A 16,796-nucleotide genomic window follows, 5' to 3' on the forward strand; every position below is an offset into this window, starting at 1 on the left:
TGCCGGCAGGGCGCTCTTTACCGGGCGGGGTCGATGCGGAACAATGAGGCTTGAGTCTGCAAACCCGGACAATGGCGCAGCATGACAGTGGCACATCATGGCAAGTGACAAGCGATCCCGCGATCCCATTTTCGTGGCGGCGGAACGCGAGAAGAGACGTCCGGAGCGACCGTTCATCCATTTGCGCGTCCATTCGGCCTATTCGCTGCTCGAAGGCGCCCTGCAACTGGGCAAGGTCATCAAGCAGGCGGTGGAGGACGAGGCGCCGGCGATTGCCGTCACCGACACCAACAATCTGTTCGGCGCGCTGGAATTCGCGCAAAAGGCTTCGAAGGAAGGCCTGCAGCCGATCATCGGCTGCCAGCTTGCCGTGGCCTTCGACGATGCGCTGACCGAATCGCGCCGCGCCAATGGGCGCAAGATGATGGCGCAGCATGACCCGCTCGTGCTTCTGGCGGCCACGGAAGAAGGCTATGCCAATCTCGTCCGGCTGGTCAGCCGCGCCTATCTGGACAATGAGCCGGGCGCCGAAACCCACATTACCGCTGCCTGGCTGCGCGAGCTCAGCGCCGGCATCATCTGCCTGACCGGCGGCCCGCGCGGGCCGGTGGGCGCGGCCCTGAAGGCCGAGCGGGCCGAGGTGGCCGAGGCGCGGCTCGCTTTCCTGAAGGCGCTTTTCGGCAACCGGCTTTATGTGGAACTCGAGCGGCTCCAGGGCTACGACCGGGCGCTGGAGGCGGCGGCCGTCGATCTCGCCTACCGGCATGAATTGCCGCTCGTGGCCACCAACGAGGCGTTCTTTCCCGCCCGCGAGGATTTCGACGCGCATGACGCGTTGATCGCCATCGCCGAGGGTGCGGTCATCGCCATGGATGACAGGCGCCGCCTGACGCCGGACAATTATCTGAAACCGCAGGCGGAGATGGCGCGGCTTTTCGCCGATCTGCCGGAGGCCATCGACAACACGATCGAGATCGCCCGGCGCTGTTCCTATTTCACGCAAACCCATGCGCCGATCCTGCCGCGCTTCACCGGCGGCGACACGGACGATCCCGAGGCCGCGCTGCAGGCGGAGGCGGACGAATTGCGCCGGCAGGCGCGCGAGGGCCTCGACAAGCGCATCGCGACGTTCGGCATGACCGAGGGGTTTTCGCTGGAACATTATGCCGAGCGGCTCGACTATGAGCTCGGCGTGATCGAGCGGATGAAATTCCCGGGCTACTTCCTGATCGTTGCCGATTTCATCAAATGGGCCAAGGCGCAGGACATTCCCGTTGGGCCGGGGCGCGGTTCGGGCGCCGGCTCGCTGGTCGCCTATGCGCTGACCATCACCGATGTCGACCCGCTGCGCTTCTCGCTGCTGTTCGAGCGCTTCCTCAATCCCGACCGCGTGTCGATGCCCGATTTCGACATCGACTTCTGCCAGGACCGCCGCGAGGAGGTGATCCGCTACGTGCAGGGCAAGTATGGCCGCGACCAGGTGGGGCAGATCATCACCTTCGGAACCTTGCAGGCGCGCGCCGTGCTGCGCGACGTGGGCCGCGTCCTGCAGATGCCCTATGGCCAGGTCGACCGGCTGTGCAAGATGGTGCCGTCGAACCCGGCCAACCCGACGCCCCTGCCCAAGGCGATCGAGGACGAGCCGCGCTTTGCCGAGGAGGTGGAGAAGGAACCGATCGTCGGCACGCTGCTCGAGATGGCGCAGAAGCTCGAAGGGCTCTACCGGCATGCCTCGACGCACGCCGCCGGCATCGTCATCGGCGACCGGCCCCTGTCCGAGCTGGTGCCGATGTACCGCGATCCGCGCTCCGACATGCCGGTCACCCAGTTCAACATGAAATGGGTCGAGCAGGCCGGGCTGGTGAAGTTCGACTTCCTCGGCCTGAAGACGCTGACGGTGCTGGAAAAGGCGGTCAAGCTGATCCGCCGGCGCGGCATCGAGATCGACCTGGCGCGCATTCCGCTCGACGACCCCGACAGCTACGCCATGCTGTCGCGCGGCGAGACGGTCGGCGTGTTCCAGGTGGAATCGGCGGGCATGCGCAAGGCGCTGATCGGCATGAAGCCCGACCGCATCGAGGACATCATCGCCCTGGTGGCGCTCTATCGCCCCGGGCCGATGGAGAACATCCCCACCTACAATGCGCGCAAGCATGGTGAAGAGGAAATCGCCTCGATCCATCCGAAGATCGACCATCTGGTGAAGGAGACGCAGGGCGTCATCGTCTACCAGGAACAGGTGATGCAGATCGCCCAGGAACTGGCCGGCTACACGCTTGGACAGGCGGATCTGCTGCGTCGCGCCATGGGCAAGAAGATCCGCGCCGAGATGGAAAAGCAGCGCGGCATCTTCGTGAAGGGGGCGACGGAACGCGGCGTGGCCAAGCCGCAGGCGAATTTCATCTTCGACCTTCTGGCGAAGTTCGCCGATTACGGCTTCAACAAGTCGCACGCGGCCGCCTATGCCATCGTCTCCTACCAGACGGCCTATCTGAAGGCGCATCACCCGGTCGAATTCCTGGCCGCGTCGATGACCTACGACATGGCCAACAGCGACAAGCTGAACGATTTCCGCCGTGACGCGCTCAGGCTCGGCATCGAAGTGGTGTCGCCCTCCGTGCTGACCTCGCATCGCGATTTCGAGGTCGGCGAAAACCGCATCTTCTACTCGCTGGCGGCGATCAAGGGGGTGGGCGACGCGGCTGTCGAGCACATCGTCGAAAAACGCGAAGAACAGCCCTTCGCCAATCTGGAGGATTTCTGCGCCCGTATCGATCCGAAGATCGTCGGCAAGCGCGTGCTGGAAAGCCTGATCCAGGCCGGCGCCTTCGACTGTTTCGGCATCGAACGGGCAGCCTTGTTTGCCGGCATCGACCGGCTGATGGGCATGGCGGCCAGGGCTGCCGAGGACGCGGCGATGGGGCAGGGCGATATTTTCGGCCTGTCGGCCGGCGGCGAACCGCAGAAGCTGCATCTGCCCGTTGCCGATCCTTGGCCGGCGGCCGAGAAGCTGCACCGCGAGTTCCAGGTGGTCGGCTGTTATCTCTCGGCGCATCCGCTCGACGAATATGCCGAGGCGCTGGACAAGATGCGTGTACAGAACTGGGGCGATTTCCAGGCGGCGGTGAAGAAGGGGGCGACGGCCGGGCGGCTCGCCGGCACGGTGACCTCGAAGCAGGAACGGCGCACGCGCACCGGCAACAAGATGGGCATCATCCAGCTTTCCGATGCCACCGGCCAGTATGAAGCGGTGCTGTTTTCCGAAGGCCTGGCGCAGTATCGCGACCTTCTGGAAGCGGGCTCCTCCGTGGTCATCATGGTGTCGGCGGAGGATCGGCCGGAAGGCGTCAATCTGCGCATCCAGACGGTTCAGTCGCTGGAGGAAGAAGCCTGCCGCATGCAGAAGGCGCTGCGCGTCTATGTGCGCGACCCGGGCCCGCTATCGGCCATCTCGGCGCAGCTTGGCCAGCGTGGCGACGCGCAGGTGAGCCTGGTCGTCATCAAGGAAGGCGGACAGGGCGAGATCGAGGTCGGTCTGCCGGATCGCTACCGCATCTCGCCACAAATTGCCGCCGCCATGCGCGCGGTGCCCGGCGTGGTGGACGTGGAACTGGTCTGACCCGATAGCGTCGGCACGCTGCAGGCAGTAGACAGGCAATTTTTCGACAATCAATTTTTGGATAAGGCTTTTAAGACCATGGACCAGAACACGATCGGAGCAGGAAGCGACGTCCGGGAGCTGCGCTTCTCGTTTACAGGCAAAGCGGTCGAGTATTTCGGCATCTGGATCGTCAATCTTCTGTTGTCGATCGTCACGCTCGGCATCTACACCGCCTGGGCCAAGGTGCGGCGGTTGCGCTATTTCTATGGAAACACATGGCTTGACGGGCATAATTTCGAGTACCACGCCCGGCCGATCAAAATCCTGCTTGGCAGGGTCATCGTGGTCGCACTGCTGATCGTCTACAACCTGCTGGTCAGCGTTTCGCCCTTCTTCGGCCTTCTGATCATCCTCTACATCCTGGTTTTTCCCTGGCTCCTCAACAAGTCGATGGCGTTCAATGCGCGCATGACCAGCTACCGCAATGTGCGGCTCAATTTCCGCGGCAGCTATCTCGGCGCGCTCGGCGTGTTCATTGTGATGCCGTTGGCGACCATCCTGTCGCTTGGCCTTCTGGCGCCGGTCGCCTCGCGGCTGGCCAACAATTATATCGGCCGGCATCTGGGCTATGGCATGGCGCGCTTCGACACGCGCGCTCCGCTTGGCGCGCTCTACGCCAATCTGGGCGCCACCGTCCTGTTCGTGATCCTGGTCGCGCTGGTCTGCAGCGGGCTGGGTTTTGTCATCGGTACGGGAGCATCAACCATAGGCGGGCTGGCGGAGGACGGCGAGGAGGCCCTTCTCCGTCTGATTTCCAGCGGGCCGATCATCGGTGCAATGGTCGGCGGATATGTGGCGCTGACGCTCGCTTATCTGTTCTATGCCGCCGGGGTGCGCAACGTCGCCTTCAATCACACGACGCTCGATGGTGCGCACCGCCTGTCGTCCCGTGTCGGGCGGTTTCGCTATGTGTGGATCCTTGTGTCGAACCTTTTCGCCACGCTGTTGACGCTCGGCCTCCTGCGCCCCTGGGCCGCGGTGCGGACCTGGCGCTATCTGGCCAGTTCGACCGGATTGCAGGCCGTCGGCTCGCTCGACCATTTCGTCGACGGAGCGGCGCCTGAAGGCAATGTCGGAGCGGCGGAGTTTTTTGACATCGAGGGCATCGATTTCGGCCTTTAGCACGAGTTTACAGGTGGATAGGTAAAAGCAGGGGCATGATCCAGGGACGCTATTTTCCACCCGGCTCGTCGCGCGCCATCAGTGCCGATCTGCGCAACACGGAACAGGGGCTGATCCTGCATCTGGACCGGCAGGACGATGTTTTGCAGCCGGGCATGCCGAAGGTTTCTGATCCGCTGGCCGGTGTGCCGCGCAAGCTTACCTTTGCCGATGGCGGCGTGTTCGAGGCGCCGCACGGCGCCGATATCGACGGCCTGCTGCGGGTCCGTGGCGGCTTTTTTGCCCGGCTGGCGCAACTGGAGAAGAGCCTGGCGTTTGTCGCGGTGGCCGCTGTCGCCGTGGTCGGGCTGCTGTTTCTCATCTACCGCTTCGGCATTCCGCTTTTGGCAACGGGGGCTGCCGCGGTCACCCCGCCCGTGGTGGTTGCGGCCATGGATCGCGGCACGCTGGAAACCGTCGACCGGACGGTGTTTTCACCTTCCGAGCTGGACGAAGAGACGCAAGCGCGCTTGCGGAGGATTTTTGGCGAGTTGTCGGCCATGGTCGAGCCGGCAGGGCCGCAATTGCGTCTGCTCCTGCGCGAAGGCGGGGTTGTCGGCGCCAATGCGCTCGCCTTGCCCGGCGGGACGATCATCGTCACCGACGATCTGGTGAAGTTGGCCGAAACAGATGACGAGATCGCCGGCGTGATGGCGCATGAGATCGGCCATGTGCGCGAGCGGCATTCGCTGAAGCAGATCTACCGCGTGCTTGGCATCGGTTTCATGATCGGCGTCATCGGTGGCGATGCGAGCCAGCTCGTCGACGATGTGGTGACGCAGGCCGCGGCCTTTCAGACACTTGTCTATGCGCGTGGTTTCGAGGCCGATGCCGATCGTTTCAGCGTTGCCCTGATGGTCAGGGCCGGGCGCGACCCGACGGCGTTCGTCGATCTTCTGGATCGGATCGTCGGAACCAGCGGCGGCTCGAGCGAAACCGGATGGCTGTCGACCCATCCGGGCACGCAGGATCGGCGCCAGGCCGTTCTGGAGGCTGCCCGCGGGCTCGGCTGGGATGGCTAGCGTTCCGCTGCGGCTCCTAACCATTCGCCTTGGTTGCGAATGACACGGCATCCGTGTTGGCGCCGCACAGGAGGACGGCAACCTGTTCGCCTTTCGCCGGCTGGTATTTTCCCGATTGCAGGGCGGCGAACGCCGCCGCGCCTCCGGGTTCCAGGACGAGGCGCAATCTGTCCCACAATGTGCGCTGTGCCTCGACAATCGCCGCGTCCGATACGAGCAGCGATTGGGCGATGAATTTCTGCGCAATGGGGAACATCAGGCTGCCGACGCGCCGTGGCGCCAGCGAATCGGCGGCGACGCCCTCTGTCCTGCTGTCAACGGGTTCGCCGGCCTGCAGGGCGTTCGACAGGGTCGGCGCGCCCTCCGGCTCGACCGCGACAATCCTGACGCGGCCCTGAAACCAGGCGGCAATGCCGCCAATCAGCCCGCCGCCGCCGACCGCCACCAGAAGGGTGTCGATGTCGGGCAGGTCGCTTTCGATCTCGGTGCCGAGCGTCCCCTGGCCGATCAGCGTTTCGGGCTGGTCGAAGGCGTGGATGGCAAGCGCGCCGGTTTCGGTGACGAAGGCCTCGCTGGCCGCCAGTGCGTCGGCGTAGCGTTCGCCGGCAATGACCAGACTGGCGCCGTAGCCGCGAATGCGCTCCGCCTTGGCCGGGGAGGTGATGGCGGGAACGAAGATGGTGGCCGGCACGCCGCGCCGCATCGCCGCATAAGCCACCGCCGCACCATGATTGCCGCCCGAGGCTGCGGCAACGCCGGCCTTGGGAACGACCCGGGTCAGAAGATTGGTGAATGCGCCGCGCACCTTGAAGGATCCGGTGTGCTGGAGCAGTTCGAGCTTGAGCTGCACCGGTGACGAAGCAAGGCCGAAATCAGCCAGGTCGATGCCGAGCACCGGCGTGTGGCGGATGTGCGGCCGTATCAGCGCTTCGGCCTCTGCAATCTGTTCTGGCGTGATCGGGGACATGGCTTGCTCGCGACGGTGATTGACTTCTATTTCGTTACTTAGCAAATTAACGAAATGCAAGAGATCGACATCATCAAGGCGCTGGCCAATGAACGCCGCCTCGCCATCCTGGCATGGCTGAAGGATCCGCGCGGCCATTTTCCGCCGCAAGTCGATGGCGACCTGATCGAGGACGGGGTTTGCGCGGTGCTGATCGCCGAGAAGCTCGGCATCTCGCAGGCGACGCTCAGCGAGCACATGCGCATTCTCGTGCAGGCCGGGCTGGTGCAGCCGAAGCGCATCAAGCAATGGATTTTCTACCGGCGCGCCGAGGAGCGGATCACCGCATTGAAGCAGGGTTTTTTCGCCGAGCTGTGAACACCCGCTCCAGGCGAAATCAGTAGTCGCGCTCAGCGCAGGCCTTGTGCTGGATGGCGGTCGCCTCGTCGTTGGCAAGCACTGAGACCGGTTCGGGCACGCTTCCGGCATAGATCACCATCGACACGGTCTTGCCGTCCTGCAGCTCGGTCTCGATACAGGCGCTGACGCCATCGGCTTTCTGGCGCTTCTCGTTGTCGCCGAGACCGATCAGTTCGTAGCAGAGCCCGGTCTTGTTGACGAAGAACCTGCTGCAAGCGGCCATCGGGCCGCCGCCGCCGATCTTCCTGCCGCCGCTCCAGGTCCGTATATCCAGCTTGAAGCCCTTGGTTCGCGCCGGGAAGGAGGCCGGCGTTTCGCCGCGATAATGCTTCAGGCCGCACAGCGCCTCGCCGTCGGCAAGCGCCGCTGTCTTCACAAGCTCACCGATATCGATGCCGATGTCGGGAAGGAAGCGGGCGACACTGTCAATGCGGTCCTGGATCGTGCCGCCGGAAACCGTGCACATGGTTTTGAGCGAGAACCGCTCGGCGAGCCTGGCAGTGGCGAAACCGAAATGGTCGGTCTGGTTGTGCCGATAGTCATCGGCCGAAACCGGGGCGGCTACCAGCAGTGCAAGAAGAAATGTAGCGAGTGTCGTAGTATTGCGAAACATGGAACCTCCACCCTCAAGACATGCCCTGTTCATTTTTAGGATTGTCTTGAAGAAGCGGCAATCATTTTTCCGTTCTTGCGCGCCAATCCCCGGAGCGCTCTTCAATCGGCTGATTGACTGGCGGTTGGGCGTCTTGGACATCAAACATGATTTCGGCAGGTTTCCTTCATGACTTCGAAACCCCGCATGTCGCAAAAGCGCGTAAGATCAAAGAGTTGGGTCAAGACAGCGTTTCCGTGAATCACCGATCCGGTCTGAAACGGCTGCTCGGCGCCGAACCCGGCCGATGGCATGGCGTTTCAGCTCTCGCTGTCGCGGGGCGGGCGACCCGCACGGCCACGGCCGAACGTATAACCGGTCTCCACCGCCTGCTTGCCGAATTTCTCGCGCAGGCTGTCGATGGCGCCCTCGGCCAGCGCCCGCTTGTGCGACAGGCGGTCGACCAGGTCCGGCGGATCGGCCTTGGCGGCATCGGTCAGGTCGCTGACGCCGATGCCGAGCAAACGATAGCGCGTGCCGTCCGTCTCGCGCTTGAGCATTTCGAGGCCCGTGTGAAAGATGCGGTCGGCGAGCCGGGTCGGGTCGCCGAGCTGCCGGTTTCGGGTGCGAATGCGGAAGTCCGCCGTCTTCAATTTGAGGACGATCGTGCGCCCGGCGATGTCGGCTTTCTTCAGACGCGCCGACACACGCTCCGACAGGGCGCGCAGCACCGGCACCAGATCGTCCGGGCGTGACAGATCGGTATCGAACGTGGTTTCGGAGGAAACGCTTTTCGCCTCGCTGCGCGGTTTGACGCTGCGTTCGTCCATGCCGCGCGACAGGTGGTAGAGCCGGTCGCCCATCGTTCCGTAACGGCGCATCAGGTCGCCGCGCTCCATGGTCTGCAACTGGCCGATGCTGCGCAGGCCGTCGCTCGCCAGCGTCGCGGCGAACGCCTTGCCGACACCCCAGATCAGTGTGACCGGCTGTTGGGCGAGAAACGACACGGCTTCCGCCCGGCCGATCACCGAATAGCCGCGCGGCTTGTCGCGGTCGGAGGCGATCTTGGCGAGAAACTTGCAATAGGAAAGGCCGACCGACACGGTAATGCCGATCTCCAGCTCGATCTGGCGGGCAAAGCGGGCAAGCACCAGCGCCGGCGGTGCGCCGTGCAGTCTTTGCGTGCCGGCGAGATCGAGAAACGCCTCGTCGATGGAGATCGGCTCGACCATCGGCGTCAGCGCCTGCATCATGTCGCGCACCTGGCGCCCGACGCGGACGTATTTCTCCATGTCCGGCTTGACGACCACCGCCGTCGGGCAGGCTTCCAGCGCCTTGAACATCGGCATTGCCGAGCGGACGCCACTGATGCGGGCGATGTAGCAGGCCGTCGAGACGACACCCCGCTTGCCGCCGCCGATGATCACCGGCTTGTCGCGCAGCTCGGGATTGTCGCGCTTTTCGACCGCCGCGTAGAATGCGTCGCAATCGATGTGCGCCAGGCTCAGCGCGGCAAGCTCCGCATGGCGCAGCAGCCGTGGGCTGCCGCAGGCGCGGCAGCGCCGTGTCGCCGCATCCGCCGGGGCCAGGCAATCGCGGCAGAATCCGTGCGGAAGGGCGTTGACAGTCATGGCAGGCCATGTGAACATAAAGTGAACACGCATGATACTGGAAACACCATCGCGGCACAAGGTACTGCGGCGGAAGGCGCGGTGCGGAGGAGGTTTTGTGGAGCGCTCGTTCAGACCGCTGACAGCGGATTTGTGGCCGGCTTTCGAGGCGCTGTTCGGCAAGCAGGGCGCTTGTTACGGCTGCTGGTGCACGCATTTCCGCCTGCCGCCGGCGATGCGGCGCGACAATGACCGGGAGCGCAACAAGGATCATATCAGGGCGCGGATCATGGCGGGGCCGCCGCCCGGCCTGTTGGCCATGGACGGCGCGCGCGCCGATGGCTGGATGCAGATCGGCCCGCGCGCCGACGTGCCCGAATGGAACAATGGCGGCCGGGTCTCCGCACCGCTCGACAAGGCCGAGGCTGATGATCCCGCGTTCTGGGCGATTTCGTGTTTTTTCCTGCGCAGCGCAGCGCGCCGGCAGGGGCTGACCCACCAGCTCGTCGCGGCGGGGATTGCCCATGCACGGGGTAATGGCGCCAGGTTTCTCGAGGCTTGTCCGATGACCTTGTCAAGGGATTCGCGGTCGATCGGCCTGTTCGTCGGTTCGGCCGCTGTCTTCGACAAGGCGGGCTTTGAAAGAGTTGCCGAGCGCAAGGCCGGGCGTCCGCTGATGCGGTTGGTGCTCTAGGCAATGGCCCGAAAAACGAGGCGGTTTTCGGGAACCACGATGCATGGATACACGGATGCAAAGGGGGGTAGAGTGTTCGCTGGCGGATGCGGATTGGCGAAATCCTGGCATGCCGCCGCTCACACGCCGAGCGCGCGGGCGATCGTCGGTCCCGCCTCGCGCCAGTGTTCGACCCGCGTGATGCCTTCGGGCACCGGCGGAAGCAGGGCGCGCACCGAATTGTCGGCCATTAGAGCGCCGTGCGTCCATTTGGACGCGACACAAGGACGCTCTAACACTCTGAATCTATGCATCGTGCTTTCCGAAAATCGATTCCGATTTTCGGGCCGATGCAACAGGTGGAACAGATGCGCGTCGGCGACCGCGTCGCGCGCCGAAATCAGATTGTGGTACATGTCGTCGACGAAGGCGACGGGACGGGGATGCGTCCCGCGCAGCAATTTGATCGCCGGACCTTTCGCCCGCTCCGTGGTGACCAGCGGGTAGGGCAGGTCGAGATTGTCGAGCAGGGCGCGACGCCTGGCGCGGTGACGGTGCGGCATCGCCGTCAGGAGAACGACCTCCGCCGAACCGGCAAGGCCGGCGATGATCTCGGCGGCGTTCTCGGCAAGTTCCTGCCAGTCATGCTGAACGTCGAAGAAATCGTCGACCAGTTGCGACACATGATCCTTGCCGATGCGCGCGCCGGAGGCGAGGTCGGCGATGTTGCCGTTCAGGCTGAAGGAATCGAATTTCAACTCGAAGCCGCGTTCGCGCAGATAGACCGGAAAGGGCCGGATGAATTCGAGAATCACATCGTCGACATCGAGAACCAGCAGGGGCAGATCGCTCTCAGCCAATTCGGCGATCTGCCGCATGGTTTCTAGATCGTCGCTCATCGAGCTTGCCCCGTTCCGCTCAGGGTTGGATATCGTAGCTCGGCGCGCCGTGCGGCAGGGCGGTGAGGGCTGCGCCGATCGCCGCCGGTGCGATGCCGCTTGCTTGCGAAAAGCGCAGAACGGTCGGCTCATGCGCCAGGATGAATTGCATCACACCGGCCAGGAAGCCGGGTTCGGCGGCCGCCTGGCGTATATCGCCGGCTTCGATGCCGGTCAGCGCCAGAAAACGCGACAGGAGCTCGGGCTCGGCGGCGATGAACGACAGAGCCGACACGGCGATCGTTTCAGCTTCCTCGCGCTGCATGGTGCTTCCTTCCCAATGTGTTGCTCGCGCGCCAGCGGGTGACACAGGCGCGTTTCGTGTCGGTATTTTACATTATCGCCGGTTGCGGGCATCCTCGCAGGCAGGCAAGGCTTGAACCGGACAAATCAAAGTCGATAATTACCGATTCATAAATCAAATTGCGCGACGATTGCGCTGAAATTCGCATCGGGGACATATCCGGACGAGACGCGGCAAACTGCGGGCGCGGACGCGATACAACGGGACGGGGTGAATGCCGAAAAAGGTTATGATCGTTGAAGACAACGAGCTGAACATGAAGCTCTTTCGCGATCTCATCGAAGCCAGTGGTTACGACACGGTGCGCACCCGCGACGGGTTGCACGCGCTCGACCTGGCGCGCGAGCACCGGCCCGACCTGATCCTCATGGACATCCAGTTGCCGGAAGTCTCCGGCCTCGAAGTCACCAAGTGGCTCAAGCAGGACGATGACCTGCACACGATCCCCGTCATCGCCGTGACGGCGTTCGCCATGAAGGGCGACGAGGAGCGGATCCGGCAGGGAGGATGCGAGGCGTACATCTCCAAGCCGATCTCTGTCGCCAGCTTCATCGAGACCATCAAGTCATATCTGGGGGATGCGTGATGCTCCGCCTGCGAATTTACGGCTCTGCAGCATCGTTCTTTATGCGTCCGAATGGACGCATGGCGCTCTAGGAGGAACCGGCCATGACCGCGCGCATCCTGGTCGTCGATGACGTGCCTTCCAATGTAAAGCTGCTCGAAGTGCGTCTTCTGGCCGAATATTTCGAGGTTCTGGCTGCCTTCAGCGGCGCCGAAGCTCTCGATATCTGCGAAGGCGGCAAGGTTGACGTCATCCTGCTCGATGTGATGATGCCGGGCATGGACGGGTTCGAGGTCTGCCGGCGGCTGAAAGCCGATCCGGCCACGCAGCACATTCCCGTCGTCATGATCACCGCCCTCGACCAGTCCGCCGACCGGGTTCGCGGTCTTGAGGCCGGCGCCGACGATTTCCTGTCCAAGCCGGTCAACGATCTGCAGCTCATCACCCGGGTGAAGAGCCTGGCGCGCCTGAAGACGCTGACGGACGAGTTGCGCCTGCGGGCGATGACGACGCGCAATGTCGGCCTGGAGCAGTTCTTGAACGGGCAGGGCGTGGAGAACGAGCCAGCACCCAAAGTGCTCTTGATCGACGAGGACAATCATTCCTCGGCCCGCATCGCCTCCATGTTGCGCGGCGCCTTCTCGGTCGATGTCGAGGATGATCCGCAGGCCGGGTTCTTCCGCGCCGCCGAGGGAACGTATGAATGCGTGCTGGTGGGAACCGGGTTTTCCGCCTATGACCCGCTGCGGCTGTGTTCGCAATTGCGCGCGCTCGATCGCACGAGGCTGCTGCCGATCATCCTGATCGCCGACGAGGGCGAGGACGAGCGCATTGCCAGGGCTCTGGAACTGGCGGTCAATGATTACGTGGTCCGTGTCGTCGACCGGCAGGAACTGATCGCCCGCCTGCGCACGCAATTGCGCCGCAAGCGCTACAATGACCGCCTGCGCTCCAGCGTCACCGAGACGATGGAGATGGCGGTCACCGATCCTCTGACCGGCCTGCACAACCGGCGCTATCTGGAAAATCATCTGCAGACGCTGTTCGAACGCGCCGTGTCGCGGCGCCGGCCGCTGTCGGTGATGATGGCCGACATCGACAGTTTCAAATCCATCAACGACCGCTGGGGCCATGATGGCGGCGACGACGTCCTGCGCGAATTCGCCGACCGGCTGCGGCGCAACATTCGCGGCATCGACCTGATCTGCCGCTATGGCGGCGAGGAATTTGTCGTCGTCATGCCCGACACCACACTGGGGGTCGCCGAGAAGGTGGCCGAACGGTTGCGCGTGGAGATTGCCGGCGAGCCGTTCGCCGTCGACGGCGGCGCCAACGCCATTGCCGTCACCACCAGCCTGGGCGTCGCCGAACTGCACCGCGGCAGTGACACGGCTGCCGCCCTGATGAAGCGCGCCGATCTGGCGCTCTACGAAGCCAAGACGGGTGGCCGTAACCGCGTTGCCGCGCCGGCGGCCTGACGCGATCATCTGCCGATGACGGGCTTTTGCCGATGACTGGATGCCTCGAAAGGCCGACCAGCCGATGCCCGGCCGCCGGCCGATGCATGATGCGCGGCATGACGTCAGGTGGCAATCGACGAAAGAGTGATGCTTCTTAGCCATATGGCTGCTTGGAGCTAGGGTCAGGACCTATTAATCTTGCTGGATTGGCGGACGATGGACGCGGAAATGCAAGGAGAGACGCGCAGGACGGGCTTACGCCCGGCCAAGGGGCTCGACGCGGCAGTTCAAAGTCCATCGTCCGTCCCTTGGGGATATGGCCAATTTTCCTGGAGAGAGCGTTGCAAGCCTTTGAAAACCGGATGGTTTCCTGCAGGCTTGCGCCTCCTCTCCAGGCAAATTGACTCATACCAATCCAGAAAGATTAACAGGTCCTGACCCTAAGCAAGCACCGGGCCATATTTACCCTAATACTAGGGAGTTGGCGCCCATGGTTAAGTAAGTGTTGATTTTCCAATTGGCTTGCGCAAGTGTCACGGCCGGATGGGAAGGTTGAAACGACGGGCTTGTTTGCGAGCCTGCGCGACCCTCCAGGAAATACCCCATGATGCTCAGGTCCGCCGCATCTCCTGGGTCCGTGGGGTCGGTCGGTCGGCGCTGGTTGATAGTGGCCTCCTCGTACCGCTGCCAGTTTGCCGGCCGACCCCCAATTCCCTCAAAAAGCGTTCCCCGGGTGCCTCTGCGCGGCACGCACCGCCGTGCTTGGCCCCGCCCCGGGCTCGGCAAAATCCGGACAAACAAAAACGCCGCTCGAAGGCGGCGTTTGAACGTCGGTGCGCAGGAACGAAAGATTCTATTTGATCTTGGTTTCCTTGAACTCCACATGCTTCTTGGCAATGGGGTCGTATTTGCGCTTGGTCATCTTGTCCGTCATCGTGCGGCTGTTTTTCTTCGCGACATAGAAGAAACCCGTATCGGCCGTCGACTGGAGCTTGATCTTGATGGTCGTGGCCTTGGCCATGTCTCTCGTCCGTTCCTGAATGATGTCTCGATGCGCGCGGTGGAAGAATCCTCCTCACCACTGCGAAAAGTCTGGCGGACACATAAAGGGAACCTCCGGAATGTCAAGACCGGTTCGGCCGCTCGGCATGCCCGGCGCGGTGAAAACGGCGTTCTTCCGGTCTCATGCCTGCGATGAACAGACGTTTTTCCGGCCTTGACCTTCCGGCAACTGGAACCCCTATACCCGGTTGCGACGACCGATGAACAGCATTTGCGGAGCAAGCCCCATGGCGGGAAAAGGCACGGAACACGACCATCATCATCATGTGGAAGGCGCCGGCGGGCAGGCGGAGATCGTTCGCGATCCCGTTTGCGGCATGACGGTCGATCCGCAGGCGGGCAAGCCGAGCGCGCGGCACGGCGGACACACCTATCATTTCTGCTGCGCCTCATGCCGCGACAAGTTCATGAAGGACCCCGACAGCTATCTGACCGCCAAGGACCCGGTCTGCGGCATGACTGTCGACCGGTCGACGGCCCGGCACATGCACAAGCATGAGGGCGAGAAACATTATTTCTGCTCGTCCGGCTGTGCGGAGAAATTCACCGCCGACCCCGGTCGCTATCTGGGCGGCCGGCCGAAGCCGGAGCCAATGCCCAGGGGCACGAAATACACCTGCCCGATGCATCCGGAGATCGTCCGGGACGGGCCGGGCGATTGCCCCAAATGCGGCATGGCGCTGGAGCCGATGGGCGTGCCGACCGGCGAGGAAGGCCCCAATCCCGAGCTCGTCGATTTCACGCGCCGCTTTTGGATCAGCGCGGTCCTCACCATGCCGCTTGCCGTCATCGCCATGGGGCCGATGCTGGGGCTGCCGGTGCGCGACTGGCTGGGCGAACCGCTGGCGGCATGGCTGGAGCTCGTTTTGGCGACGCCGGTGGTGCTGTGGGCGGCTCTCCCGTTCTTCAGGCGCGGCTGGCAGTCGGTTCTGAACCGCAGCCCCAACATGTGGACGCTGATCGCCATCGGCGTCGGGGCCGCGTTTGTCTATTCGGTGGTGGCGACGCTCTTTCCCGGCATTTTTCCGCATTCCTTCCGCGGCCATGGCGGGACGGTGCCCGTCTACTTCGAAGCGGCCGCCGTCATTGTCACGCTGGTCTTCCTTGGCCAGGTGCTGGAACTGAAGGCGCGCGAGCGCACCGGTTCGGCGATCCGCGCGCTGCTCGACCTGTCGCCGAAGACGGCGCGGCTGATCGGCAAGGACGGGTCGGAAAGGGACGTGCCGCTCGACGAGGTGCAGACGGGCGACCGGCTGCGCATCCGGCCGGGTGAATCCGTGCCCGTCGATGGCGTCGTCGAGGAAGGCCGCTCGGCGATCGACGAATCGATGATCAGTGGCGAGCCGCTGCCGGTCGAGAAGAATGAGGGCGACCCGGTCACCGGCGGCACGCTCAACAAGAACGGCTCGCTGGTGATGCGCGCCGAGCGGGTCGGCAGCGAAACCATGCTGTCGCGCATCGTCGAGATGGTGGCGACCGCCCAGCGCTCGCGCGCGCCGATCCAGGGACTGGCGGACCGTGTGGCTGCCTGGTTCGTGCCGGCCGTGGTGCTGGTGGCGATCGCGGCCTTCATCGTCTGGGCGCTGGTCGGCCCGCAGCCAAGCATGATCTTCGCCATCGTTTCGGCGGTCTCCGTGCTGATCATCGCCTGTCCCTGCGCGCTTGGGCTGGCCACGCCCATGTCGATCATGACGGCGACGGGCAGGGGCGCGCAGGCCGGCGTGCTGATCCGCGACGCCGAGGCGCTGGAGCGTTTTGCCGGCGTCGACACGCTGATCGTCGACAAGACCGGCACGCTGACGGAAGGCCGGCCGAAGCTGGCGGACATGGTGACCGCCGAAGGTGTTGCGCGCGCCGATCTCCTGATGCTGGCGGCCAGTCTGGAACGCGGCTCCGAACATCCGCTCGCCGAGGCCATCGTCGAGGGCGCTGAGGCGGAAGGCGCCACTTTGTCGGCCGCCGAGGATTTCGAGGCGGTCACCGGCAAGGGCGTTTCCGGCAAGGTCGCGGGCAAGCGCGTGGCGCTCGGCAATGCGGCGATGATGGAGGCGGGCAACGTCTCCATGGTGGCGCTCACGGAGACCGCCGAGCGGCTGCAGAGCGAAGGCAAGACGGCGATGTTCGTTTCCGTCGATGGCGTCCTGGCCGGCGTTGTCGCCGTCGCCGATCCGATCAAGGCGAACGCGCAATCGGCGATCCGCGCCCTGCACGAAAGCGGCCTCACCATCATCATGGCGACCGGCGACAACCGGCGCACGGCCGAGGCGGTGGCGAAAAAGCTCGGCATCGACGCGGTGCGCGCCGATGTCCTGCCGGAGGACAAGAAGGCGCTGGTCGATGAATTGCAGGCGAAGGGCGCCAAGGTGGCGATGGCCGGCGACG

At 64.0% G+C, this 16,796-nt stretch carries 14 protein-coding genes; 8 read left to right on the plus strand and 6 right to left on the minus strand.

Translation table 11 applies throughout. The annotated features are described in order from the left end of the window. Positions 1–97: 97 nt before the first annotated feature. From dnaE to AB843_RS09855, 3 genes are all read left to right on the plus strand, one after another. Positions 98–3,619 (plus strand): DNA polymerase III subunit alpha, encoded by a 3,522-nt coding sequence (gene dnaE, locus AB843_RS09845; protein ID WP_048646641.1) that lies wholly within the window; start codon positions 98–100, stop codon positions 3,617–3,619. 78 nt (positions 3,620–3,697) lie between these two features. Then, positions 3,698–4,783 carry a YjgN family protein gene (locus AB843_RS09850; RefSeq protein WP_048646642.1) on the plus strand — a complete coding sequence of 362 codons (1,086 nt, stop codon included), beginning with the start codon at positions 3,698–3,700 and terminating at the stop codon, positions 4,781–4,783. 35 nt (positions 4,784–4,818) lie between these two features. Further along, a complete protein-coding gene (locus AB843_RS09855) occupies positions 4,819–5,844 on the plus strand; it encodes a M48 family metallopeptidase (protein WP_048646643.1) in 1,026 nt (341 codons plus the stop codon). 16 nt (positions 5,845–5,860) lie between these two features. On the opposite strand, the gene AB843_RS09860 is transcribed toward AB843_RS09855, so the two are convergent. Further along, complete coding sequence (locus AB843_RS09860) at positions 5,861–6,811, minus strand: threonine/serine dehydratase (RefSeq protein ID WP_048646644.1); 951 nt, start codon at positions 6,809–6,811, stop codon at positions 5,861–5,863. A 54-nt stretch (positions 6,812–6,865) separates the two neighbouring features. Here AB843_RS09860 and AB843_RS09865 point away from each other — a divergent pair, with 54 nt between their 5' ends. Further along, the gene (locus AB843_RS09865) at positions 6,866–7,168 is read left to right on the plus strand and encodes an ArsR/SmtB family transcription factor (protein ID WP_048646645.1); all 303 of its coding nucleotides are present in this window, start codon (positions 6,866–6,868) and stop codon (positions 7,166–7,168) included. A gap of 19 nt (positions 7,169–7,187) precedes the next feature. On the opposite strand, the gene AB843_RS09870 is transcribed toward AB843_RS09865, so the two are convergent. Together AB843_RS09870 and AB843_RS09875 are read right to left on the minus strand one after the other, a co-directional pair. After that, a complete protein-coding gene (locus AB843_RS09870) occupies positions 7,188–7,823 on the minus strand; it encodes a hypothetical protein (protein WP_048646646.1) in 636 nt (211 codons plus the stop codon). Between the two features lie 299 nt (positions 7,824–8,122). Then, the gene (locus AB843_RS09875) at positions 8,123–9,433 is read right to left on the minus strand and encodes a DNA polymerase IV (RefSeq protein ID WP_206412842.1); all 1,311 of its coding nucleotides are present in this window, start codon (positions 9,431–9,433) and stop codon (positions 8,123–8,125) included. Between the two features lie 97 nt (positions 9,434–9,530). Between AB843_RS09875 and AB843_RS09880 the strand changes: the two genes are divergently transcribed. Further along, on the plus strand, positions 9,531–10,106 hold the full coding sequence (locus AB843_RS09880; protein ID WP_048646648.1) for a GNAT family N-acetyltransferase: 576 nt from the start codon (positions 9,531–9,533) through the stop codon (positions 10,104–10,106). Between the two features lie 119 nt (positions 10,107–10,225). Here the strand turns inward: AB843_RS09880 and AB843_RS09885 are convergent, their stop codons facing one another. Together AB843_RS09885 and AB843_RS09890 are read right to left on the minus strand one after the other, a co-directional pair. Beyond that, positions 10,226–10,984, minus strand: a complete 759-nt coding sequence (locus AB843_RS09885; protein ID WP_048646649.1) for a hypothetical protein — start codon at positions 10,982–10,984, stop codon at positions 10,226–10,228. Positions 10,985–11,003: 19 nt separating this feature from the next. Continuing rightward, entirely contained in the window at positions 11,004–11,288 is a 285-nt protein-coding gene (locus AB843_RS09890; RefSeq protein ID WP_048646650.1) for a DUF3572 domain-containing protein, read from the minus strand. Between the two features lie 253 nt (positions 11,289–11,541). On the opposite strand from AB843_RS09890, the gene AB843_RS09895 reads away from it, so the two are divergent. Both AB843_RS09895 and AB843_RS09900 read left to right on the plus strand, forming a co-directional pair. Next, the gene (locus AB843_RS09895) at positions 11,542–11,913 is read left to right on the plus strand and encodes a response regulator (protein WP_008597985.1); all 372 of its coding nucleotides are present in this window, start codon (positions 11,542–11,544) and stop codon (positions 11,911–11,913) included. Positions 11,914–11,996: 83 nt separating this feature from the next. After that, positions 11,997–13,370, plus strand: a complete 1,374-nt coding sequence (locus AB843_RS09900; protein ID WP_048646651.1) for a PleD family two-component system response regulator — start codon at positions 11,997–11,999, stop codon at positions 13,368–13,370. An 835-nt stretch (positions 13,371–14,205) separates the two neighbouring features. Here the strand turns inward: AB843_RS09900 and rpmG are convergent. Next, positions 14,206–14,373 (minus strand): 50S ribosomal protein L33, encoded by a 168-nt coding sequence (gene rpmG, locus AB843_RS09905; protein ID WP_048646652.1) that lies wholly within the window; start codon positions 14,371–14,373, stop codon positions 14,206–14,208. A gap of 268 nt (positions 14,374–14,641) precedes the next feature. Between rpmG and AB843_RS09910 the strand changes: the two genes are divergently transcribed. Continuing rightward, on the plus strand, positions 14,642–16,796 hold a 2,155-nt coding region (locus AB843_RS09910), incomplete at its 3' end, for a heavy metal translocating P-type ATPase (RefSeq protein ID WP_048646653.1).

The organism is Nitratireductor soli, assembly GCF_001050155.1.
Taxonomy (GTDB): domain Bacteria; phylum Pseudomonadota; class Alphaproteobacteria; order Rhizobiales; family Rhizobiaceae; genus Nitratireductor; species Nitratireductor soli.